Origin of the sequence: Nocardia lijiangensis NBRC 108240, from assembly GCF_001613045.1 — a bacterium.
In the GTDB taxonomy this organism is placed as follows: domain Bacteria; phylum Actinomycetota; class Actinomycetes; order Mycobacteriales; family Mycobacteriaceae; genus Nocardia; species Nocardia lijiangensis.
Window position 1 is genome coordinate 1 of sequence record NZ_BDBP01000070.1, and the last position, 21,447, is coordinate 21,447.

Sequence of the window (21,447 nt, forward strand, 5' to 3'; positions counted from 1 at the left end):
CGTCGGAGGCGGCGCACGCACGGGCCCGCCCGACGCCGACCGCCCACCGGGCCAGCGCGCGGCGCGCAGGCGGCTCCGCGGCGAAGCGTTCCTCCAGTGCGCCTTTGACTTTCACCCACACCCGGGGAACGCCGAGGAACACCGTCGGCCGCACCTCCGCCAGCGCGGCGGCCACCTGCTTCAGGTCGGGGACCGTGGTGATCTGCCCGCCCTCCAGCATGGTCAGGTAGTGCGCGAACCAGCGGTTGGCCGAGTGCGCGTCGGGCAGATAGGAGATGACCCGGTCGTCCTGGCCGCCACCGCCGAATTGGTCGATGACGCGGGAGTTCTCGATGAAATTGGTGTGCGTGAGCTCCACGCCCTTGGGCGGGCCGGTGGTGCCCGAGGTGTAGACGATGGTGAGCAGGTCCTCGGGGCGCACCGCCCGCCACGTCGCCTCGAAGTCGAAACCCGCGGGGGCGGCGGTCGATTCGAGCGCGGAGAGCGCGAGGGTACCGGCCGGCGCGTCGTCCACGACGATCACGTGTTCGACCCGGTGTCCCTGCACGGCGGCCTTCGCCACCGCTTCCAGAATCCGCGGCGCGAACTGGCTTTCGCAGAGGACCACCCGATTGCCGGCGTTCTCGAACTGGTAGGCGAGCAGGTCGACCGGATTGGTGTTGTACACCGAGAAGGGCGTCGCTCCCGCGTGCAGCACGGCGGTGTCGCACAGGTGGAACTCCGGCCGGTTGGTCAGCATCAGCGCGACGGTGTCGCCGGGGCGGACGCCGAGGGCGGCCAGTCCGGTCGCGATGGCGCGCACCCGCTCTCCGTAAACACGCCAGGTGATCGTCTGCCCGCCGCGGAGGGTGCGCAGCGCGACCGCGTCGGCGTAGCGCGCGACATTCGCCTGGAACGCCTCGCAGAGGGTCTCCGGACGCGCCCGCTCGACCGCCGCAGTTGTGGAAGAAGCCAAGACCGAAACCTTCTGCTCGAATGTGTTCGGGGCAACACCGCGCCCAGGACGGTGGCGGCGACCTCGTCGCCCGTCCAAGCTCAGCGCATCGCGGACCCCCTACGCCAGGGGCAAAGCAGAAGACTGTGCGACCGCGATTTGTGCACCGGACCAAACCGTCGCGCACCCGGCCTCCGCGGAACATCAGCGCGGCGGGCCCGCTCGTGCCGCAACCACGAGCAGCTACGTCGCGGCAGGCCGGTGCAGTTCCCTTGCGAGCGTGAGGAGTTCGGGCAGGTGCATGCCGTCCGTCGCGACGTGCTCGAGGGCGTCCTCGAATGGGAAGGCGCGGACCTCGAGGATCTGCTCGCCGTCGTCAGGGTTGCTGGGGGAGCCGTCGAGGACGATGTCGGCGGCGCACCACAGCCACGCCTTGTGCGGGTGCGGCTGCCATGGCCGGTACGGCTCCGGCGCATCGCTCGTCGCGTGGTGCGCACCCAGCCACCGGACCGGACCGATCGGGCGGGCGCCTGCCTCCTCGCGCAGCTCGCGGCGCAGGCACTCGTCGATGGATTCGCCCGCCTCGCGGGTGCCGCCGGGCAGCAGCCAGATGTCACGGTCGTCGCGGCACAGCACGATCCGCTCGCCGACGAAACACACCGCGTGCACATTGGTCACGAGCTCGTCGGGCGGCAGTTCGGTGGAGAAGCGGACGTCCAGACCGCCCCATTCCCAGCGGGCGGGGGTGTGCAGCAGCGGGTAGCGCTCGGCGAAACTCACCTGCGCGACAGTAATTCAGGAAGACGGTAGTTCAGGAAGCCGGAACAGCAGGACCTCCGGATCGAGACCTTCCTCCTCGACGCGAAAAGCGTTGCGGAACAACTCCTGATCGCGATCGTTGCGCCGGATCACGGTGCCGATCTCGGGATTGACCCGGCAGGCGGCGGCGCAGCGCAGCCAGTCGCGGGCGAAGGCGGCGTCCTGGAACGTGGGGAAGCTGAACTTCGGCCCCATGGACCAGCACATGCTGAGCATGCCGAGTTGCGCGTCGGCGGGCCAGGAGTCGAAGGCCGCGAACGGCATGACCACCGCGCCGGTGCCGTGGCGCACCATGCGGCCGCGCAACAGCGTCTCCAGCTCGTCGAGCCTGGCGAACACGGTGCGATCGATGTCCTCGTCGGTCAACCGGAGCTCGGTGAGGGCGGCGAAACCGCGGTTGCCGCCCACGACCAGGTCCATCCGGCTCTTCACCGCATCCCAGGCCGCGTTGATCTCGGTGCCGGTGGCCGCCGAGCCGTCGGGGCGACGCCAGGGCAGCCTGCGGGCCGCGATGAGCGAGGCGGTCCGCTCGGCCGGGGTCGGCGCGGCGCGCACCCGTGCGGTGTCGTCGAGCTTGTTGCCGACACCGGTGGTCACGAAGCCCTCGGAATCCAGGTACATCCAGGGCACCCGGCCTTCCAACGGCACGTTGAACGGCAGCCAGACGCGGCGCACCGCGGCCTTCATGGACGATTCCCTCCGTCGATAGTGCGGAAAGGTTTCGTTTCAGCATGAAACGCGGCGCGGCGGCGAACACGAGTAGTCGGCTACTCGTGTTCGCCGCCGGGGTTCCGTGCCACGGCGCGGACCGGGGCGATCAGCCCTCGCGGGCCAGTGCCCGGTAGCAGGTGTGCCATGCCCACTCGACCGGCCCGCGCTCGAAGCGCCGCAGCCACAGGTGCGCGCCCGTCGCGATGATCAGCGCGACCACCAGGTAGATCGCGATCGTGAACGGCACCCGCGCATCGGGGGAGACCCGCGCGGCCAGGCCGAGACCCCAGCCGTAGCACACCGCCGAGGCCACCAGATTCTGCAGGATGTAGCAGGACAGCGCGGTCCGGCCGATCTCGGTGAGCCGTCGTCCCGCAAAACCCAGCCGCGGGCGGCGCAGGTAGAACTCGGCGACCACCGCGAGGATGCCGAAGGCGACGAACGGCGCGGTGCCGTACCGGGTGAGCAGCACCAGATCGCCGCCGATCACGCCGACGAGGAAATCGATCGGCGCCGCGATCGCGCCGATCAGCATGAGGCGACGGCGGATTCGCGCACCGTCCGGACCGAACACGCCCGCCCGGTACAGCCGGGCGCCCGCGAGGAACAGCGCCACCGACATGGCGAAGACGAAGACGGCCTCGACGCGGAACGTGAGCGCGTTCTCCAAGCGGAACACGACCAGATCCCAGAACGAGCCGTCCGCATAGGGATTCGGGTCGAGCGGCTCGCGCGAGGCCGAGCCCGGTGCCGAATCCTGCGGCGGGGCAAAGGCCATCGCGAGCGCGATGAGCGTGAGGATGGTCAGGTGGACGCTCGCCGCGATCGCCAGCCAGCGGCGTTGCGCGCGCTCACCGGTGGCGAGCACGAAGGCGACCATCAGACCGGTCACCGCGTACCCCATCAGCACGTCGAACTCGGCGACGAGGACGAAGTTCAGCACGCCGTCCAGGAACAGCAGCCCGGCCCGCAGCGGATAGCTGCCCGGCCACGCCCGCCCGCGGCGCACCGCCGAGGCCTGCTGGATGGCGAGACCGATACCGAACATGATGGTCAGCAGGCCGAGGAACTTGCCCTGGGCCAGCTGCTGCAGGACACGCTCGGTCCACAGCCAGCCGCCTTCGGGCGCGGTGCCCAGGTCGTCGATGTAGCCGATCAGGCCCTCGGGATTGGTCAGGATCCAGACATTGGTGCCGAGCGTGCCGAGAATCGCGATCCCGCGCAGCACGTCGAGCGCGACGAGTCGCGCGGGCCGCTGGCCCGCTACGCGGGCCTCTTGGACGGCTCCCGCCCCGGTTTCGGCGATGGATTCGGTCATGCGTCGACTATCCGGCGCGGGAGCGGGCTCCGTGATCCTCCGGAAGTACCACCCTCGGTATGACATTGGCCGGTGTCGCCTAGGCTCGGTGGTATGCAGCGCATTATCGGTATCGAGGTCGAATACGGCATCTCCACCCCCACCGAGCCGTCGGCCAACCCGATCCTCACCTCTACCCAGGCGGTCCTCGCGTACGCGGCCGCGGAAGGCGTGCCGCGGGCCAAGCGGACGCGCTGGGACTACGAGGTGGAGTCGCCGCTGCGCGACGCGCGCGGCTTCGACCTGAGCCGGATGAACGGACCGGCGCCGGTGATCGACGCCGACGAGGTCGGCGCCGCCAACATGATCCTCACCAACGGCGCCCGCCTGTACGTAGACCACGCGCACCCGGAGTACTCCGCGCCCGAGGTCACCGACCCGCTCGACGCGGTGATCTGGGACAAGGCGGGCGAGCGCGTGATGGAGGCCGCTGCGCGGCATGCCTCCAGCGTGCCGGGCGCCCCGCGGCTGCAGCTGTACAAGAACAACGTCGACGGCAAGGGCGCCTCGTACGGCACCCACGAGAACTACCTGATGAACCGGGACACCCCGTTCAACCAGATCATCGTCGGGCTGACGCCGTTCTTCGTCTCCCGGCAGGTGATCTGCGGCTCCGGCCGGGTCGGCATCGGTCAGTCCGGCGACCACGCCGGGTTCCAGCTGTCCCAGCGTTCCGACTACATCGAGGTCGAGGTCGGCCTGGAGACCACGCTCAAGCGCGGCATCATCAACACCCGCGACGAGCCGCACGCCGACGCCGACAAGTACCGCAGGCTGCACGTCATCATCGGCGACGCCAACCTGGCCGAGATGTCGACCTACCTCAAGGTCGGCACCACCGCGCTGGTGCTGGACCTGATCGAGGCGGGCGAGGACCTGTCCGATCTGCAGCTGGCCCGCCCGGTCACCGCCGTGCACCAGATCAGCCACGACCCGAGCCTGCGCGCCACCGTCGCGCTCGCCGACGGCCGCGAGCTGACCGGTCTGGCGCTGCAGCGGCTCTACCACGAGCGGGTCGCCAAGTTCATGGACCGCGAGGGCAACGAGGACGCCCGCGTGCAGGACATCCTGGACAACTGGGCGATGGTGCTCGATCTGCTCGAGCGCGACCCGATGGAATGCGCGAACCTGCTCGACTGGCCCGCCAAACTGCGCCTGCTCGAAGGCATGCGCCAGCGCGAAGGCCTGAGCTGGGCCGCGCCGAAACTGCACCTGATGGACCTGCAGTACTCCGACGTACGCTTGGACAAGGGCCTCTACAACCGCCTGGTGGCGCGCGGCTCGATGAAGCGGCTCGTCTCCGAGCAGCAGGTGCTGGACGCGATGACCAAGCCGCCCACCGACACCCGCGCCTACTTCCGCGGCGAATGCCTGCGGCGCTTCGGCGCGGACATCGCCGCCGCGAGCTGGGACTCGGTGATCTTCGACCTCGGCGGTGACTCGCTGGTGCGCATTCCGACCCTGGAACCGCGCCGCGGCACCAAATCGCATGTCGGCAAGCTGCTCGACGGCGTGGACACCGCTGCCCAGCTGGTCGAACAGCTGACCACGTAATCGCGCGCTTCCTGCGCGGGCCGGGTTGCGAATCGGGCACTGTCCGCGCGGCGAATTGAGCACAGATCCGACATCGTGTCGGTTCGGCTGGGTAGTGTTGTTGTACGAGCACGCACATTGCTCATGATCGGAACCGTGCTCAGACTTTTGGCTCCGGTCATGATGAGGACAGAGGAGGTCGGCTGCCATGGCACAAGAGCAGACCAAGCGCACCGGGGGCGGCGACGAGGACGAGGGTCCCGACGGCGTCGACGCCGCCGGTCAGGAGCGCCGCGAGAAGCTGGCGGAGGACACCGACGACCTGCTCGACGAGATCGATGACGTGCTCGAGGAGAACGCGGAGGACTTCGTCCGCGCCTATGTGCAGAAGGGCGGCCAGTGACAGCAGGTGACCCCATGCGTCTCCACCCGGGGTACGCCCTCTCCTCGTTCACCGAACACCTGCGCGCACACGCACCGGAACTGTTGCCCGGCAACAGGTTCGCCGCGATCGATGGCGCCACCGGACATTCCGGTGGCGCCGTCGCGAAGGACGTCGCGCCACACGGCACGACCATCGTCGCGGTGACCTATCGCGGCGGTGTGCTGATCGCGGGCGATCGCCGCGCCACCCAGGGGAACCTGGTGGCGAGCAGGGATATGGAGAAGGTGTACATCACCGACACCTATTCGGCGGCGGGCATCGCGGGCACCGCGGGCATGGCGGTCGAAATGGTGCGCCTTTTCGCGGTGGAGCTGGAGTACTACGAGAAGATCGAAGGCGTTCCGCTCACCTTCGACGGCAAGGCCAACAAGCTATCGAAGATGGTGCGCGACAACCTCCCCGCCGCGCTGCAGGGTCTGGCCGTTGTGCCGGTACTGGTCGGCTACGACCAGCAGGCCACCGATCCCGACCGAACCGGTCGCATCGTGTCCTACGACGTGGTCGGCGGGCGCAGCGAGGAGCGATTCGGTTACACCGCAGTGGGTTCCGGTTCGATGTTCGCCAAGACGTCGCTGAAGAAGCTGTACGCCAAGGGAATCGACGCGGACCGCGCGATGCGGATCACCGTCGAGGCGCTGTTCGACGCCTCCGACGACGACACCGCGACCGGCGGCCCGGATCTGGCGCGCGGCATCTACCCGACGATCGTCACGATCGATGAAGACGGTGCGGTGGAAGTGCCGGAGGAGCGTGTGGAGGAGATCGCCCGCGGCATCGTCGCCGACCGCGCGGCGGCACAGGAAGGGAGCGCCAACGCATGACACTGCCGTACTACGCGTCGGCCGAGCAGATCATGCGCGACAAGACCGAGCTCGCGCGCAAGGGCATCGCTCGTGGTCGCAGTGTCATCGTGCTGGCGTACGACAAGGGCGTGTTGTTCGTCGCGGAGAATCCCTCCGCGACGCTGCACAAGGTGAGTGAGCTGTACGACCGCATCGGGTTCGCGGCCGTCGGCAAGTACAACGAGTTCGAGAATCTGCGCCGCAGCGGCATCCTGCAGGCCGACCTGCGCGGTTACCAGTTCGATCGGCGGGACGTGACCGGCAGGGCGCTGGCCAACGCCTACGCGCAGGCCCTCGGCTCGATCTTCACCGATCAGCTCAAGCCGTACGAGGTGGAGCTCTGTGTGGCCGAGGTGGGGTATCCGGAGCAGTCGCCGCAGTCGGTGCTGTACCGGATCACCTTCGACGGCTCGATCGTGGACGAGCGCGAGTTCGTGGTGATGGGCGGCACGACCGAGCCCATCGTCTCCGCGCTGAAGGCGTCCTACCGGCCCGGTCTCGACTTGTCCGCCGCGATGGGCGTCGCGATCAAGGCGCTGCAGGCCGGGCTTCCGGAGGGCGCCGACAAGGACAAGCGGATGCTCGGCGTGAGCTCGCTCGAGGTGGCCACGCTGGAGCAGGCGAGGCCACGCCGGGCGTTCCGCAGGATCTCCGACTCCGCGTTGGAGAAGCTGCTGCCGGCAGGCAAGCCGGGGCGTGCGGCGAAGACCACCGTGGTCGAGCTCCCCGAGGAGTCGTCGGACTCGGAGTAGTCGAAGAAAGACGCAGGGCCCGCGTGGACCGCCTCGAGGCGGCCCACGCGGGCCCTCCGCCGTTCTCGGTGCGTCGTGAACGCGCCGCGCAAGAGCTCACGCGGACGGCGCCGGGTCCGCGTGCATCGGCGGTGCGTCGAAAGATCTGTCGCGTGCCGTCGGAGCAGCCGACGATTCTGTGTGCTTCCGTTCGCTCGGCGCACGAGTTTTCGCCGCGGCCCCGCGGGCAGGAATCCGCGTCTGACCGGCCGAGGCTAGCGGGCATACGGTGCCGAATCGTTGTGAAGACGTATGCGTCCGTGTTGTCCGCAGCGCCACGCGAGTACATGACATGGCTGTAATGTCGATGGTGTGCAGCGACGAATTATGGGGATCGAGACCGAGTTCGGTGTGACATGCACCTTCCACGGTCACCGTCGGCTGTCCCCCGACGAGGTAGCCCGGTACCTGTTCCGCCGGGTGGTGTCCTGGGGCCGTAGCTCTAACGTGTTCCTTCGCAACGGCGCTCGGCTGTATCTCGACGTCGGCTCGCATCCGGAGTACGCCACGGCCGAATGCGACAGTCTGCACCAGTTGGTCACCCATGACAGGGCGGGCGAGCGGGTGCTCGAGGAGTTGCTGATCGATGCCGAGCAACGCTTGGCCGAAGAGGGCATCGGCGGCGACATCTACCTGTTCAAGAACAACACCGACTCGGCGGGCAACTCCTACGGCTGTCACGAGAACTTCCTTGTGGTGCGCGCGGGCGAGTTCTCCCGGATCTCCGACGTGCTGCTGCCGTTCCTGGTGACCAGGCAGCTGATCTGCGGAGCGGGCAAGGTGCTGCAGACGCCGAAGGCGGCCACGTTCTGCCTGTCGCAGCGTGCCGAGCACATCTGGGAGGGCGTCTCCTCGGCGACCACGCGATCGCGCCCGATCATCAACACCCGCGACGAGCCGCACGCCGACGCCGAGAAGTACCGGCGCCTGCACGTGATCGTCGGCGACTCGAACATGTCCGAGACCACGACCATGCTCAAGGTGGGCACGGCCGCGCTGGTGCTGGAGATGATCGAGGCGGGCGTCTCGTTCCGCGACTTCGCGCTGGACAACCCGATCCGCGCCATCCGCGAGGTCAGCCACGACCTCACCGGCCGCCGTCCCGTGCGGCTGGCAGGCGGCAGGCAGGCGAGCGCGCTCGACATCCAGCGCGAGTACTACGCCCGCGCCGTCGAGCACCTGCGCAACCGGGACCGCGATCCGCAGATCGACCAGGTCGTCGACCTTTGGGGCCGCACCCTGGACGCAGTGGAGGCGCAGGACTTCGCGAAGGTCGACACCGAGATCGACTGGGTGATCAAGCGCAAGCTGTTCCAGCGCTACCAGGACCGCTACGGCATGGAGCTGTCCGATCCCAAGATCGCCCAGCTCGACCTGGCCTACCACGACATCAAGCGCGGCCGCGGCGTCTTCGACCTGCTGCAGCGCAAGGGCCTGGCCAAGCGCGTCACCGAGGACGACGCGGTGGACGCTGCGGTCGACACCCCGCCGCAGACCACGCGCGCCAAGCTGCGCGGCGATTTCATCACCGCCGCCCAGGAGGCTGGCCGCGACTTCACCGTCGACTGGGTGCACCTCAAGCTGAACGACCAGGCGCAGCGGACCGTGCTGTGCAAGGATCCGTTCCGCTCGGTCGACGAGCGCGTCGACCGCTTGATCGCCTCGATGTAGCCGGAGCGCTGGTCCGCGACCTCCGGGTCGTGAACCAGCGGCTTGTCGACAGGAGGAGGCGCTGCTTCAGCGCTAGAGGCGCGCTAAAGTAGCGCTATGGCCACTATTCAGATTCGTGACATTCCCGAGCCGGACGCGGAGGTGCTCCGCCAGCGTGCGGAAGCCGCCGGAATGTCGCTCCAGGCGTACATGCGTCAAGAACTGATCGCGATGGCACGGCGGCGGACCAAGGCCGAAGCCATGTCCGCGATCCGAGATGCGCTGGAGCGCGATCCTGGACCCGGTGGCGACCGCGAGAGCATCATGGAAGCGCTGCGGGAGGTCCGTGGTGAATGACGAGTACGTCGTGGACGCTTCCGCCGCAGCGGAGGCGCTGCTGCGCAAAGACGCGGTGGGTGAGGTCGTCACCCACCGCATCGCCTCATCGGTATGCCATGCACCGCACCTGATCGATGCAGAGGTCGGCAGCGTCTTGCGGCGTCATGAGCAGAAGGGGCTCATCAGCGAGACCTCCGCAATGACAAGCCTGCGCTTGCTGAAGTCGATGGTGAACGAGCGGTATGCCCACCACGGCTGGATGACCGTCGACGCGTGGGCGTTGCGGCACACGGTGACGTTCTATGACGCGCTCTATGTCGCATTGGCTGCGAGGCTCGATATTCCGCTGCTGACCGCGGACGAGAAGCTCAGCAAGGCGCCCGGTCTGCCCTGCCGCGTCGAGTTGGTGTCCTGAGGGCCAGCTGTCGCTGCGGGTCAGCCCTCGGCCAGGTAGCGCTCGACCGACTCCACCTTGGCCGTCATCGCGTCGGTGACACCGGGGCGGATGTCGGCCTTCAGGACCAGGCTGCAGCGCGGGGCAATGGCGAGGATGGCGTCGGTGGCGTCCTTCACGACGCGCATCACCTCGTCCCACTCGCCCTCGAGGGTGGTGAACATGGCGTCGGTGCGATTCGGCAGTCCGCTGGCCCGCACGACGCGCACCGCCTCCGCTACCGCCGGGCCGACATCCACGCCCGTGCCGAGTGGGGTCACTGAGAAGGCAACGATCACCGGACCATTGTCCCCGGCGCGCTGGATTCGTTGCGCGCCGCCGCGCTGAAATTAATGCGCGCCGCCGCGCGGTGATTCGGGGGCGGCGATTACCCTCTATCGGGTGGCGATATCCAAGGTCGAGCGGCTGATGAATCTGGTCATCGCGCTGCTGTCGACCCGGCAGTTCTTGAGCGCGGAGCGGATCAGGGAGAGCGTCGCGGGCTACGAGGACTCCGCCAGCGACGAGGCGTTCAGCCGAATGTTCGAGCGGGACAAGAACGAGCTGCGCGACCTGGGCATTCCGCTGGAAGTCGGACCGGTGAACCGGTATTCGACGCTGGAGGGGTACCGGATCAACCGCGACGCCTACGAGCTACCCGACATCGACCTGAGCGACGAGGAGGCCGCGGCGGTCGCCGTCGCGGTGCAGATGTGGGAGTCACCGGAGCTGGCGGCGGCCGCCGAGGGCGCCCTGCTGAAGCTGCGGGCCGCGGGCATCCACGTCGAAACGGACGCGGCCGTCGCCTCGGTGCCCGCCGTGCCCGCCCGCGCCCGCGGGTCGGAGCCGGTGCTCGGCAAGCTGCTCGCGGCCGTCGACGCCGGGCAGGCCGTGCGCTTCGAGCATCGCGGCGCGGTCAACGCGCCCTATCTGATGCGTGACGTGGAGCCGTGGGGCGTGGTGACCCATCACGGTCGCTGGTACCTGGTCGGCCACGACCGCGACCGCGACGCGGTGCGCAGCTTCCGGCTCTCCCGCATCGGCGACGACGTGACGCCGTACGGGCCCGTCAACGCGGTGCACAAACCCGTGGACGTCGACCTGCGCGCAATCGTTGCGCGCGTCACCAGCAGCGCGCCGGTCAGCGGCTCGGCCACGGTGTGGGTCGCCGACGGACGCGGTCAGGAGATTCGCAGGCTCGGGCAGGTCGTCGAGGAACGCAGTGTCGGCGGGCGCGGCGGCATGGTGGTCGAAGTGCCCGTCCGCTCGCGCGACTGGCTGGCCAGGCTCATCACCGGTCTCGGACCGGACGCTCTGGTGCTGGCCCCCGACGACTTGCGCGCCGATGTGGTGACCCGGCTGCGTTCGGTGTTCGACACGACGGAGGTGCGGGCGTGACGACCAGCCGGCTTTCGGTGCGGCTTTCCCGGCTGCTCAACATGATTCCGTACTTGATCGCCAACCCCGGCATCAGCGCCGCGGACGCCGCCGCCGACTTGGGCGTGACGACCAAGCAGCTGATGAGCGACCTGAATCAGCTGTGGATGTGCGGCCTGCCCGGCTACGGCCCCGGCGATCTCATCGATCTGTCCTTCTCGGAGGAGAGCATCGAGGTCACCTTCTCCGCGGGCATCGACCGGCCGCTGCGGCTGACCTCCACCGAGGCCACCGCGCTGCTGGTGGCCCTGCGGTCGATCGTGGAGATGCCGGGCATGGTGGATCCGACCGCCGCGCACGCGGCCATTGCCAAGATCGAGTCCGCCATCTCCGGTGGCGCACCGCGGCCCGCCGACGGCGCCCCGGCGACGCCGGTGGAGGCGCCCGCGGTCGCGACCGTGCGCTCGGCCCTTGCCCGTCAGCACGCGCTGCGCATCGTCTACTACTCGGCCAGCCGCGACGTGGTCTCCGAGCGCGTCGTCGATCCGATCCGGATCGTGCTCGTCGACGACAACAGCTATCTGCAGGCGTGGTGCCGGGAGGCCGAAGGCGTGCGGCTGTTCCGCTTCGACCGGATCGAGGCGGCCACCGAACTCGCCGAGCCCGCCCGGCCGCCCAGCCACGCCGCCACCGAGGCGGCCGCCTCGCTGGACCTGTTCCAGGACGATCCCGCGGTCCCGTCCGCGCGGCTGCGCATTCGCGGCGACTACGGCTGGGTGCTCGACCAGTACCCGATGCACCGGCTGGCCGTGCACCCGGACGGCAGCCTGGAGGCGACCATGCGCTTCGCCACCCTGGACTGGATGGCGCGCCTGCTGCTCGGCTTCGGATCGGGCGTGACCGTTCTCGGCCCGCCGGAGCTGGTCGCCGCCGTGCGTGAGCGGTCCAACGCGGCGCTGGCCGCGTACCGGGACGCCGGACTAGAGGAATTGGAGTGAGGTGACGGGGCTCGACAAGATGCCGCGGCGGGTCATGGTGCTCGGCGCGGGCAGCATCGGCGTCTTCGTCGGCGGAAAGCTGGCGGCGGCCGGTGCGGACGTCACGTTCGTCGGCAGGCAGTGGTTGATCGACGAGGTCGGCGCCTCGGGCCTGCGCCTGACCGATCTCGAGGGCGGTGAGGTGCTCGTCGCACCGGACCGGCTGACCCTCGCGACCGGCCCGGAGGACGTCGGCTCGGCCGACCTGGTGCTCGTCGCGGTGAAATCCGGTGCGACCGCCACCGCGGTGCGCGAGCTGACCGGCAAGATCCGCCCCGGCACGCTGGTGCTGAGCCTGCAGAACGGTATCGGCAACGACACGGTGATCCGGGAGATCCTGCCCACCTGTGTGGTGCTCGCCGGGATGGTGATGTTCAACGTCGTGCACCACCCGGAAGGCCGCTTCCACCGCGGCACCGAGGGCGGGCTCGCGGTGCAGGACGATCCTGCGCTGGCCGAGTACGTCGAGGTCTTCGAGCGGGCCGGGCTGCCGTTGCGCCGCTATGCGGATCTGCGGCCGGTGCAGTGGGCCAAGCTGCTGCTCAATCTGAACAACCCGATCAACGCGCTCTCCGGACGCCCGTTGCGCGAGGAACTGGCCGACCGCGACTATCGCCGCTGCCTGGCGCTGGCCCAGCGCGAGGCGCTCGCCGCGATGAACAAGGCGCGAATTCGCCCGGCCCGGCTCACCCCGCTGCCGGCGGAGCTGATGACCCGGCTGCTGACCGTGCCCGACGGCGTGTTCCGCCGGGTCGCGGGGCAGGTGCTCGCCATCGATCCGGTGGCCCGCTCCTCGATGGCCGATGATCTCGCCGCCGGGCGCAAGACCGAAATCTCTTGGCTCTGCGGCGAAATCGTGGGCCTCGGTGCGATGGTCGGCGCGCCGACCCCCGTGAACCAGCGGCTCATCGAGCTCATCGTCGCGGCCGAGCAGGGCGACGGGCGGACCTGGACGGGGCCGGAGTTGCTCGCGGACCTGCGCGCCGCCGCTGCGGCCGCGCCGCCCCTATAGCAAAAGTCGAGGTTGAACGCCCGGCAAACGGGCGAAGTCGGGGGAGTTCGGGCGTCAGGCGGTCCGGTAGCATCGGAGCTACCACAGTCTTGGGAGGTAACAGATGTCAGGCACGTTCAGCTGGACGCACCTGCTGATCATCGCGCTGCTGTTCGTGGTGTTGTTCGGTGCGAAGCGACTGCCGGACGCCGCGCGCGGCCTCGGCCGGTCCTTGCGCATCTTCAAGAGCGAGGTCAGCCAGATGCAGACCGAGGCGAGCCCCACCGCGAGTGCCGCGCCCGCTCAGCAGCCCACGCCGCAGCTGCCGCAGGCGCAGCCCGCGAACCAGGCGACCACGCCGCAGACCGAGACCAAGTCGGCCTGAGTCGAATGCTCCCTCCGGGGTGAGTCGGACTCACCCCGGTCAGTGCTGTTCGGCCGGTCCGTGAAGGCGTCGGTCCCGTACCCGCGGGACGCGATACCGCCGCGCCAGTCGCGGCACTCGAGCACAGGGGCAACCACAGATATGCGAATCCCGTTCGATCCCCGGCGCAGCAGACGCAGGACGAATCCCGACGGCACCATGTCGTTGGTCGAGCACCTGCAGGAACTGCGCAGCCGGTTGCTGAAGTCACTGTTCGCGGTGCTGCTGACCACCGTGCTCGGCTTCTTCTGGTACGCGCATTCGTTCCTCGGCATCGAGAGCCTCGGCGAGATCCTGCGCGGACCGTACTGTTCGCTGCCGCCCGAGTCCAGGGCCGCGCTGACCCCGGACGGGTCGTGCCGCCTGCTGGCGACCGCGCCGTTCGAGCAGTTCATGCTCCGGTTGAAGGTCGGTTTCACCGCGGGCGTCGTGCTGGCCGCGCCGATCTGGCTCTACCAGATCTGGGCGTTCATCACCCCCGGCCTCTACGCGAAGGAACGCAAGGTCGCGGTCGGCTTCGTCACCTCGGGCACCGTGCTGTTCGCGGCGGGCGCCGTGCTCGCCTACATGGTGGTCGCGCACGCGTTGAGCTTCCTGCTCACCATCGGCGACAACGTGCAGATCACCGCGTTGAGCGGTTCCCAGTACTTCAGCATGATCATCCAATTGCTGATCATCTTCGGCGTCAGCTTCGAGACGCCATTGCTGATCATCGGCTTGAACCTGGTGGGCGTGCTCACCTACGAGCGGCTCAAGGCGTGGCGGCGCGGCATCATCTTCGGTCTGTTCGTCTTCGCGGCGGTGGTCACCCCGCAGGACCCGTTCTCGATGCTGGCGCTCGCCTGCGCTTTGACGGTGCTGTTCGAGGTGGCGGTGCAGGTCGCCAGGCTCAACGACAAGCGCAAGGCGCGCAAGGACGCGCTGGCCGACGACGAGGCCTCCTCGATCGCCACGCCGGAGCCGATCGGAGCGACGGAGCCGATCATGGATCCGGCGGCAAAATCCACGCGACCGGTGTCGGACTACTCCGATACTCTCTGAACGGTGACAGATCACCGGTCCCGCACCAGCGAGCTGGCCAGGTTCTCCGCCGAGCTGAAGTTCGTTCTCGATCCCTTCCAGCGTGACGCCTGTCGTGCGCTCGAGGACGGCCACGGCGTGCTGGTGTGCGCGCCGACCGGCGCGGGCAAGACCGTGGTCGGCGAGTTCGCCGTCCACCTGGCATTGGCCTCCGGCGGCAAATGCTTCTACACCACACCGATCAAGGCGCTGTCGAACCAGAAATTCGCCGACCTCACCGAGCGCTACGGGCGCGACAGCGTCGGCCTGCTCACCGGCGACCAGTCGATCAACCCCGACGCCCCCGTGGTGGTGATGACCACCGAGGTGCTGCGCAACATGCTCTACGCATCCTCGGACGCGCTGCGCGGGCTGTCGTACGTGGTGATGGACGAGGTGCACTACCTGGCCGACCGGTTCCGCGGCGCGGTGTGGGAAGAGGTCATCCTGCACCTGCCCTCGGACGTGCGGCTGGTGAGCCTGTCGGCCACGGTCAGCAACGCCGAGGAGTTCGGCGCCTGGATGGAAACGGTGCGCGGCGACACCGCGGTGGTGGTGGACGAGACGCGTCCGGTGCCGCTGTGGCAGCACGTGATGGTCGGCAAGAAGATGTTCGACCTGTTCGACACCAAGTCCAGCGAGCAGAAGGTGCTCGTCGACGAGGACTTGGTGCGCTACATCAGGCATCGCGAGTCCGCGGACCGGATGAACAACTGGGGTGTGCCGCGCGGCCGCGGCGGCATGCGCCGCGACTTCCGGCCGTTGCCCCGCCCCGAGGTGCTGGCGCGCCTCGACGACGAGGGCCTGCTGCCCGCGATCACCTTCATCTTCAGCCGCGCGGGGTGCGACGGCGCACTGGCCCAGTGTCTGCGGTCCCGGCTGGATCTGAGCAGGGAGGGCGAGACCGCCGAGATCGACGCGATCATCGAGAAGCACACCGGCGATCTACCGAAGACCGATCTCGAGGTGCTCGGCTACTGGGAGTGGCGCGAGGCGCTGCACCGCGGGCTGGCCGCCCACCACGCCGGCATGCTGCCCGCCTTCCGGCACACCGTGGAAGACCTGTTCGTGCGCGGGCTGGTGCGGGCCGTCTTCGCCACCGAGACGCTCGCGCTCGGCATCAATATGCCCGCGCGAACCGTGGTGCTGGAACGACTGGTCAAGTTCAACGGCGAGACGCACGCCGAGCTCACCCCCGGTGAGTACACGCAGCTGACCGGTCGCGCGGGCCGTCGCGGTATCGATATCGAGGGCCACGCGGTGGTGCTCTGGCAGCCGGAGGTCGACACCAGCGCGGTGGCGGGCCTGGCATCCACCCGCACCTATCCGCTGCGCAGCTCGTTCCGGCCCGGCTACAACATGTCGATCAACCTCATCGATCGGATGGGCGCCGACGAATCGCGCGCCCTGCTGGAGCGCTCGTTCGCCCAGTTCCAGGCCGACCGCTCGGTGGTCGGGCTGGTGCGCGGCATCGAGCGCAACGAAGGCCAGCTGCGCAAGCTGCGCGGGCAGCTCGGGGGCGAGGACGGCGGCTTCCTGGAATACATTTCGCTGCGCGAGCGGATCAGGCAGCGGGAACGTCAGCTGGCCCAGCAGAGCCGCACCGACCGGCGCGGCGCTGCGGTCAGCGCACTGACCGCGCTGCGTCGCGGCGACGTGGTGGCGATTCCGCACGGCCGCCGCGCCGGGCTCGCGGTGATCCTGGAACCGGACACCACACCCAACGATCCGCGACCGCTCGTGCTCACCGCGGACAAGTGGGCGGGCCGGGTGTCGGTCGCCGACTTCCCGGTGCCCGCGGAGCCGCTCGGCCACATGCGGTTGCCCCGGCGCGTCGACCACCGCACGGCCCGCGCTCGCAGTGACCTCGCGTCCGCTCTGCGCAGCACCGGCATCAGCGCGCCGGGCCGGTCCCGCCGCGGCAAGCGTTCCGAGGCGGCGGACGACCGCGAACTGGCCACGTTGCGCCGGAGCTTGCGCGCGCATCCCGCGCACACCCGGCCGGACCGCGAGCAGATGAGCCGGATCGGTGAGCGCTACAACCGGCTGCTGCGCGAGACCGAAAGCATGCGCCAGAAGGTTGCCGCCACGACCAATTCGCTGGCGCGTACCTTCGATCGCATCGTGGGGCTGCTGGAGGAACGCGGTTTCGTGCACGAGGGTGAGGTCACCACGGACGGGCGCAGGCTCGCCCGCATCTACGCGGAGAGCGACCTGTTGGTCGCCGAATGCTTGCGGCACGGTCTCTGGCGTGGTCTCGGCCCCGCCGAACTGGCGGGCGTGGTATCCACGCTCGTCTACGAATCCCGCCAGGAGGGCGGCATTCTCGGTGCGTCGGGTCCCACCGCGCCGATCCGGCGGGCGATCGCCTCGACCATCGGCGTGTGGAGCGAACTGCGCTCCGACGAGGCAAGGCACAAGCTGCCGCCGACCAGGGAACCTGATCTCGGATTCGTCACCGGCGTCTACAAATGGGCGCACGGCGACGGATTGGCCGAGTCGTTGCTGGCCAGCGGCGACCAGGGCGCGCCGCTGTCCGCCGGCGATTTCGTCCGGTGGTGCAGGCAGGTGATCGACCTGCTCGACCAGATCCACAGCACGGCCGACGACCCGGAGATCGCGGGGACGGCGGCGAAGGCGGTCCGGGCGATCCGGCGGGGTGTCGTGGCGGTGGACGCCGCGTAGCGGATTCGATTGTGATTTGATTTCTTTCGCGTACCGACCGTGGCGGGAGGAGTCGTGATATACCACGACCAGTCGCCGGCGGGGGGCTACCGTATGAATAACGATGCGAGTGGAGGCAAGCAGATGAGCGGCCCGTACGGACCGAACGACCCCGGGGAGGGACGCAACGATCCCACCCAGCAGTGGGGCGGACAGCAGGCGCCCGGTGGCGCCGGACCGACCCAGCACTGGGGTGGCCAGCAGACTCCGTCGCAGGCGCAGCCCACCCAGCATTGGGGTGACCAGAATCAGCCCCAGCAGCAGTGGGGGCAGACGCCCGGTCAGACGCCCGGTCAGCCGCAGCCCCAGTGGGGCCAGCCGCAACAACCTCAGCAGCCGCAACAGCAGCAGTGGGGGCAGACCCCGGGTCAGCCGCAGCAGCAGTGGGGGCAGCAGCAGCCGCAGGATTGGAGCCAGCAGCAGCCTCAGCAGCAGTGGGGTCAGCAGCCCCAGCAGCCGCAGCAGCAGTGGGGCCAGGGTCAGCAGCAGCCGCCGAAGCAGGGCGGCAAGAAGGGCCTGATCATCGGTCTGGCAGCGCTCGGCGTGCTGGTGATCGGCGCGGTGGTCGCCCTCGTGGTGGTGCTGACCTCCAAGGACAAGCTGGACCAGGCCGCCGTCCAGGACGGTGTCAAGAAGGTGCTCACGGATTCCTACGGCATCCAGGACGTCTCCGACGTCTCCTGCCCGTCGGGCCAGGAGGTCAAGGTGGACGCCACCTTCGAGTGCACCCTGAAGGTCAGCGGCGAGCAGAAGAAGGTCAACATCAAGATCACCAAGGACGACGGCACCTACGAGGTCGGTCGACCGAACTGAGCGTGATCCGGGCCGGGCGGCCCGTGCTACGGCGCGGGCGTCCGGTGGGGTAGGGAGATCGAGCCCACGAACGGGTTCGGCGGCACACCGCTATCGCGGTATCAGCCGTCGTCGTTCGTGGGCTCGTTACATTTTCGCCGAAGGGTGAGCAGGTGAGAACGCGAACTCGGAAGCCGGACCTTCGTCAGTCCGGAAGCGCGGGCGGTGGTGGCTCACTGGGCCCCGCCAGGACCAGCACGACCGCAGCGATCGAGCGAGCGAGATCCTCCAGCCCAAACCATGGAAACGGCTCTCGGGCACGTCGGCTTCGGTGACCACACCCCTTCTCATCGACGCGCTCACCGATCGGATCGCCGCACCAGACGCCGCCAGCCCCATATCGCGTGGTCAGGTCTGCGGGAGGCGGCGCCGCTCGGTGCGCGTCTGCATGAGCTGCGAAATTGCAGCCCATGCGGAGGTGCGGTGAATGTCGTCGCGGGAGTGCTCGCGCTTCAGGAGCGCGGTGCCGCGAGCGCGGTGATGAGCCGGCCGACCGGGCTTTCCGCGTTGTAGGCCACCGCCAGTTCCCGCAGGCGGTCCGGGTCGGCGGGTGCCGTGGGCAGCGTGTCCGGGCGCGAGAGGTCGACGTCGGCGTCGCGCACCACGCGCACCACCGGGGCCGCCGCCTTCAGGTAGTCCTCGGCCGCGCGCAGTTTTCCGCGCACGCCCGGCGCCAGGTCGGATTCCGGATCGTCCACCGCGGCCACCAGCGCGTCCAGCGACCCGAAGCGAGAAATGAGTGTCGCCGCGGACTTCTCGCCGATGCCGGAGACACCGGGCAGGCCGTCGGAAGCGTCGCCGCGCAACGTCGCCAGATCGGCGTAGGCGGGTCCGGCATTGGGCACCGGCACGCCGTACTTCGCGGACACCTCCGCGGGACCGAAGAGTTCGGCCTTGGCCAGCCCGCGCCCCGCGTACAGCACCCGCACGATGGGCGCGGGCTCGTCGCGAACCAGCTGCAGCAGGTCCCGATCGCCGCTGACCACGATCACCGCGTCGGTGCGCTCCCGGCTCGCCAGCGTGCCGAGCACGTCGTCGGCCTCCAGCCCCGCCGCGCCGCCGGTCGCGATCCCCGCGGCGTCGAGGACCTCGAGGATCATGTCGACCTGCGGGGTCAGCCGATCGGGCACCTCCTCCGCACCCGGCGCCGCGTCGGCCGAGGAGTCCAGGCGGTGCGCCTTGTAGGAGGGCACGAGATCCACGCGGAAGCTCGGCCGCCAGTCCAGGTCCAGGCACACGACCAGCCTGCTCGGCGCGTGCTTGGTGATCAGCGAGGCGACCATGTCGGTGAAGCCGCGCACCGCGTTCACCGAACGCCCGTCCGGCGCGGTGATCTTGTCCGGAATCGCGTAGAACGCGCGGAACCACAGGCTGGCCCCGTCGAGCAGCAGCAGCGGGCCGGAAGTCGCAGCAGAGGTCACGCGCTGAGGCTACCCGCACGCTCCGACAGGCCGGACCGTATCCGGCGCGACACTCGCCCAGACCGCCAGGGCCGCCCGGCGTTCGGGTTTGCCGCGTGCCGACGGCGGGTAACGTCGACGGGTATGAGTGGGCACACGGAGTCCAGGTTCGCGGCGGATGTTTACGGAGACCGGCTCGAGCGGGCGGTGGAGTCGATGCGCGCGGCGCACCTCGACGCCCTGCTCATCACCCCCGGCCCGGACCTGCGTTATCTGATCGGTTCGGCGGCCGAATCCTTCGAGCGGCTCACCTGCTTGGTGATCCCTGCCGATGGCGCGACACCGTCGGTCATCATCCCCAAGCTCGAGCTGGCGTCGCTGTCCGCCTCGGCGGCGGGCGAACTCGGCCTGCAGGTGCTGGACTGGGTCGACGGCGTCGACCCGTACCAGGTGGTGAAGTCCACGCTGCACGTCGGTTCCCGGGTCGCGGTCGCCGACGCCATGCCCGCCCTGCACCTGCTGCCGCTGGCGGCCTCGTTCAGCGGCCTGCCGGTCTCGGCCACGCCCGTCCTGCGGGAGCTGCGCATGCTCAAGGACGCCGCCGAGGTCGACGCGCTGCGCCGAGCGGGCGCGGCCATCGATCGGGTGCACGCACGGATGGGCGAGTTCCTCCAGGTCGGCCGCACCGAGGCCGAGGTCGGCGCCGATATCGCGGCGGCGATCGTGGCAGAAGGGCACACCGAGGCGGCGTTCGTGATCGTCGGCAGCGGACCGCATGGCGCCGACCCGCACCACGGGGTCTCCGATCGGCGCATCGAGCAGGGCGACGTGGTGGTGATCGATATCGGTGGCCCCGTCGATCCCGGCTACTACTCCGACTCCACCCGCACCTACGTCCTCGGCGAGCCGAGCCCCGACATCGCGGCGCGCTACGCCGAACTGGAACGCGCCCAGGCCGCGGCCGTCGCCGCCGCCCGCCCCGGCGTCACCGCCGCCTCGGTGGACGCCGCGGCCCGTAATCCGTTGACGGAGGCCGGTTTCGGTGCGGCATTCGTGCACAGGACCGGTCACGGCATCGGCCTGTCCGTGCACGAGGAGCCCTACATCGTCGCGGGCAACGACCTCGTCCTGCAGCCGGGGATGGCCTTCAGCATCGAGCCGGGCCTCTACTTCCGCGGTGAGTGGGGCGCTCGCATCGAGGACATCGTCGTGGTCACGCCGGAGGGCTGCGAGTCCATGAACGCTCGCCCGCACGGCCTGACCGTGCTGTGACGGGCGAAAGGCGAAGTCAGCGCAGCATGCTCGACGACAGGACGCGGCGCACCTCGATCGCGATCACCACGCGGGTCGGGTTCTCGCGCGGCACCCGGTAGCGGCCCGCGTACCGCTCGACGGCGTCGGCGACGCTGTCCGGGTCGTCGAGCACCGTCGCGGGCCCCTCCAGCGTCAGCCACCGGATGCCGTCCACCTGGCTCACCGCCGCGTATCCGGAGCGGCGCACGTTGCGCACCTTGACCGACCCGCCGTCGGCGATGATCCGCGCGATCCCGGCGTCGGCGTCCCAGGTGAATCCCACCGCGACGACGTGCGGCGTGCCGTCGGCGCGCAGCGTGGTCAAGGTCGCGAGGTGGCGTTCGGCGACGAATTCGAGGGCGGCGGGGGAGAGCCCGGCGGTGGTGGTCGGCATCCCTCGACGGTAGTCCTGCGTTGCGCGGCGGTTGTCACGGCA

General features: G+C 69.4%; 22 protein-coding genes. 15 read left to right on the plus strand and 7 right to left on the minus strand.

Features of this window, described 5'->3' with window-relative positions:
* The 4 genes from NL1_RS24465 to NL1_RS24480 form a co-directional block, all read right to left on the minus strand.
* A partial coding sequence (locus tag NL1_RS24465; protein ID WP_156095023.1) for an AMP-binding protein occupies window positions 1–955 on the minus strand: 955 nt, incomplete at its 3' end.
* A 222-nt stretch (window positions 956–1,177) separates the two neighbouring features.
* A complete protein-coding gene (locus tag NL1_RS24470) occupies window positions 1,178–1,714 on the minus strand; it encodes an NUDIX domain-containing protein (protein ID WP_067843806.1) in 537 nt (178 codons plus the stop codon).
* Between the two features lie 15 nt (window positions 1,715–1,729).
* Entirely contained in the window at window positions 1,730–2,440 is a 711-nt protein-coding gene (locus tag NL1_RS24475; RefSeq protein ID WP_067843811.1) for a hypothetical protein, read from the minus strand.
* A gap of 130 nt (window positions 2,441–2,570) precedes the next feature.
* Window positions 2,571–3,782 (minus strand): DUF418 domain-containing protein, encoded by a 1,212-nt coding sequence (locus tag NL1_RS24480; protein ID WP_084510917.1) that lies wholly within the window; start codon window positions 3,780–3,782, stop codon window positions 2,571–2,573.
* A gap of 93 nt (window positions 3,783–3,875) precedes the next feature.
* Between NL1_RS24480 and dop the strand changes: the two genes are divergently transcribed.
* The 7 genes from dop to NL1_RS24515 all read left to right on the plus strand — a co-directional run bounded on the left by dop (window position 3,876) and on the right by NL1_RS24515 (window position 9,836).
* Entirely contained in the window at window positions 3,876–5,375 is a 1,500-nt protein-coding gene (gene dop / locus NL1_RS24485) for a depupylase/deamidase Dop (RefSeq protein ID WP_067843814.1), read from the plus strand.
* A gap of 187 nt (window positions 5,376–5,562) precedes the next feature.
* Window positions 5,563–5,757 carry a ubiquitin-like protein Pup gene (locus tag NL1_RS24490; protein WP_067781199.1) on the plus strand — a complete coding sequence of 65 codons (195 nt, stop codon included), beginning with the start codon at window positions 5,563–5,565 and terminating at the stop codon, window positions 5,755–5,757.
* A gap of 14 nt (window positions 5,758–5,771) precedes the next feature.
* The gene (prcB, locus tag NL1_RS24495; RefSeq protein ID WP_067843816.1) at window positions 5,772–6,620 is read left to right on the plus strand and encodes a proteasome subunit beta; all 849 of its coding nucleotides are present in this window, start codon (window positions 5,772–5,774) and stop codon (window positions 6,618–6,620) included.
* Window positions 6,617–7,393: a proteasome subunit alpha gene (gene prcA, locus NL1_RS24500; protein ID WP_067843819.1), complete on the plus strand. Its 777-nt coding sequence runs from the start codon at window positions 6,617–6,619 to the stop codon at window positions 7,391–7,393. Before prcB ends, prcA begins: the two co-directional genes overlap by 4 nt.
* Before the next feature lie 351 nt (window positions 7,394–7,744).
* Window positions 7,745–9,103 (plus strand): Pup--protein ligase, encoded by a 1,359-nt coding sequence (gene pafA / locus NL1_RS24505; RefSeq protein ID WP_174553462.1) that lies wholly within the window; start codon window positions 7,745–7,747, stop codon window positions 9,101–9,103.
* Between the two features lie 96 nt (window positions 9,104–9,199).
* On the plus strand, window positions 9,200–9,439 hold the full coding sequence (locus tag NL1_RS24510; RefSeq protein WP_067843824.1) for a FitA-like ribbon-helix-helix domain-containing protein: 240 nt from the start codon (window positions 9,200–9,202) through the stop codon (window positions 9,437–9,439).
* A gap of 10 nt (window positions 9,440–9,449) precedes the next feature.
* A complete protein-coding gene (locus NL1_RS24515) occupies window positions 9,450–9,836 on the plus strand; it encodes a type II toxin-antitoxin system VapC family toxin (protein ID WP_245673503.1) in 387 nt (128 codons plus the stop codon).
* A gap of 20 nt (window positions 9,837–9,856) precedes the next feature.
* Here NL1_RS24515 and NL1_RS24520 read toward each other — a convergent pair whose 3' ends face one another.
* Window positions 9,857–10,153 carry an MTH1187 family thiamine-binding protein gene (locus tag NL1_RS24520; RefSeq protein WP_067843830.1) on the minus strand — a complete coding sequence of 99 codons (297 nt, stop codon included), beginning with the start codon at window positions 10,151–10,153 and terminating at the stop codon, window positions 9,857–9,859.
* A 103-nt stretch (window positions 10,154–10,256) separates the two neighbouring features.
* On the opposite strand from NL1_RS24520, the gene NL1_RS24525 reads away from it, so the two are divergent.
* From NL1_RS24525 to NL1_RS24555, 7 genes are all read left to right on the plus strand, one after another.
* Window positions 10,257–11,252 carry a helix-turn-helix transcriptional regulator gene (locus NL1_RS24525; protein WP_174553463.1) on the plus strand — a complete coding sequence of 332 codons (996 nt, stop codon included), beginning with the start codon at window positions 10,257–10,259 and terminating at the stop codon, window positions 11,250–11,252.
* A gap of 41 nt (window positions 11,253–11,293) precedes the next feature.
* A complete protein-coding gene (locus NL1_RS24530; protein ID WP_067843937.1) occupies window positions 11,294–12,229 on the plus strand; it encodes a helix-turn-helix transcriptional regulator in 936 nt (311 codons plus the stop codon).
* Window positions 12,230–12,248: 19 nt separating this feature from the next.
* Window positions 12,249–13,280 carry a 2-dehydropantoate 2-reductase gene (locus NL1_RS24535; RefSeq protein WP_084510924.1) on the plus strand — a complete coding sequence of 344 codons (1,032 nt, stop codon included), beginning with the start codon at window positions 12,249–12,251 and terminating at the stop codon, window positions 13,278–13,280.
* Between the two features lie 103 nt (window positions 13,281–13,383).
* On the plus strand, window positions 13,384–13,644 hold the full coding sequence (tatA, locus tag NL1_RS24540; RefSeq protein ID WP_067843836.1) for a Sec-independent protein translocase subunit TatA: 261 nt from the start codon (window positions 13,384–13,386) through the stop codon (window positions 13,642–13,644).
* Window positions 13,645–13,785: 141 nt separating this feature from the next.
* Window positions 13,786–14,724, plus strand: a complete 939-nt coding sequence (gene tatC / locus NL1_RS24545; protein WP_067843837.1) for a twin-arginine translocase subunit TatC — start codon at window positions 13,786–13,788, stop codon at window positions 14,722–14,724.
* Window positions 14,725–14,727: 3 nt separating this feature from the next.
* A complete protein-coding gene (locus NL1_RS24550; protein ID WP_067843839.1) occupies window positions 14,728–17,427 on the plus strand; it encodes a DEAD/DEAH box helicase in 2,700 nt (899 codons plus the stop codon).
* Window positions 17,428–17,550: 123 nt separating this feature from the next.
* The gene (locus NL1_RS24555) at window positions 17,551–18,279 is read left to right on the plus strand and encodes a DUF4333 domain-containing protein (protein ID WP_067843942.1); all 729 of its coding nucleotides are present in this window, start codon (window positions 17,551–17,553) and stop codon (window positions 18,277–18,279) included.
* Between the two features lie 491 nt (window positions 18,280–18,770).
* Here the strand turns inward: NL1_RS24555 and NL1_RS24560 are convergent, their stop codons facing one another.
* Window positions 18,771–19,739, minus strand: a complete 969-nt coding sequence (locus NL1_RS24560; protein ID WP_067843840.1) for a 5'-3' exonuclease — start codon at window positions 19,737–19,739, stop codon at window positions 18,771–18,773.
* 123 nt (window positions 19,740–19,862) lie between these two features.
* On the opposite strand from NL1_RS24560, the gene NL1_RS24565 reads away from it, so the two are divergent.
* Window positions 19,863–20,990 (plus strand): M24 family metallopeptidase, encoded by a 1,128-nt coding sequence (locus NL1_RS24565; RefSeq protein ID WP_067843841.1) that lies wholly within the window; start codon window positions 19,863–19,865, stop codon window positions 20,988–20,990.
* 16 nt (window positions 20,991–21,006) lie between these two features.
* Here the strand turns inward: NL1_RS24565 and NL1_RS24570 are convergent, their stop codons facing one another.
* Complete coding sequence (locus NL1_RS24570) at window positions 21,007–21,405, minus strand: PPOX class F420-dependent oxidoreductase (RefSeq protein WP_067843846.1); 399 nt, start codon at window positions 21,403–21,405, stop codon at window positions 21,007–21,009.
* Window positions 21,406–21,447: the final 42 nt, after the last annotated feature.

Coding starts and splice junctions, on each gene's coding strand:
- NL1_RS24475 (WP_067843811.1), bottom strand. CDS start 2,440: ATGAAGGCCGCGGTGCGCCGCGTCTGGCTGCCGTTCAACGTGCCGTTG.
- NL1_RS24480 (WP_084510917.1), bottom strand. CDS start 3,782: ATGACCGAATCCATCGCCGAAACCGGGGCGGGAGCCGTCCAAGAGGCC.
- dop (WP_067843814.1), top strand. CDS start 3,876: ATGCAGCGCATTATCGGTATCGAGGTCGAATACGGCATCTCCACCCCC.
- NL1_RS24490 (WP_067781199.1), top strand. CDS start 5,563: ATGGCACAAGAGCAGACCAAGCGCACCGGGGGCGGCGACGAGGACGAG.
- prcB (WP_067843816.1), top strand. CDS start 5,772: ATGCGTCTCCACCCGGGGTACGCCCTCTCCTCGTTCACCGAACACCTG.
- prcA (WP_067843819.1), top strand. CDS start 6,617: ATGACACTGCCGTACTACGCGTCGGCCGAGCAGATCATGCGCGACAAG.
- NL1_RS24510 (WP_067843824.1), top strand. CDS start 9,200: ATGGCCACTATTCAGATTCGTGACATTCCCGAGCCGGACGCGGAGGTG.
- NL1_RS24530 (WP_067843937.1), top strand. CDS start 11,294: ATGATTCCGTACTTGATCGCCAACCCCGGCATCAGCGCCGCGGACGCC.
- NL1_RS24535 (WP_084510924.1), top strand. CDS start 12,249: ATGCCGCGGCGGGTCATGGTGCTCGGCGCGGGCAGCATCGGCGTCTTC.
- tatA (WP_067843836.1), top strand. CDS start 13,384: ATGTCAGGCACGTTCAGCTGGACGCACCTGCTGATCATCGCGCTGCTG.
- tatC (WP_067843837.1), top strand. CDS start 13,786: ATGCGAATCCCGTTCGATCCCCGGCGCAGCAGACGCAGGACGAATCCC.
- NL1_RS24555 (WP_067843942.1), top strand. CDS start 17,551: ATGAGCGGCCCGTACGGACCGAACGACCCCGGGGAGGGACGCAACGAT.
- NL1_RS24565 (WP_067843841.1), top strand. CDS start 19,863: ATGAGTGGGCACACGGAGTCCAGGTTCGCGGCGGATGTTTACGGAGAC.
- NL1_RS24570 (WP_067843846.1), bottom strand. CDS start 21,405: ATGCCGACCACCACCGCCGGGCTCTCCCCCGCCGCCCTCGAATTCGTC.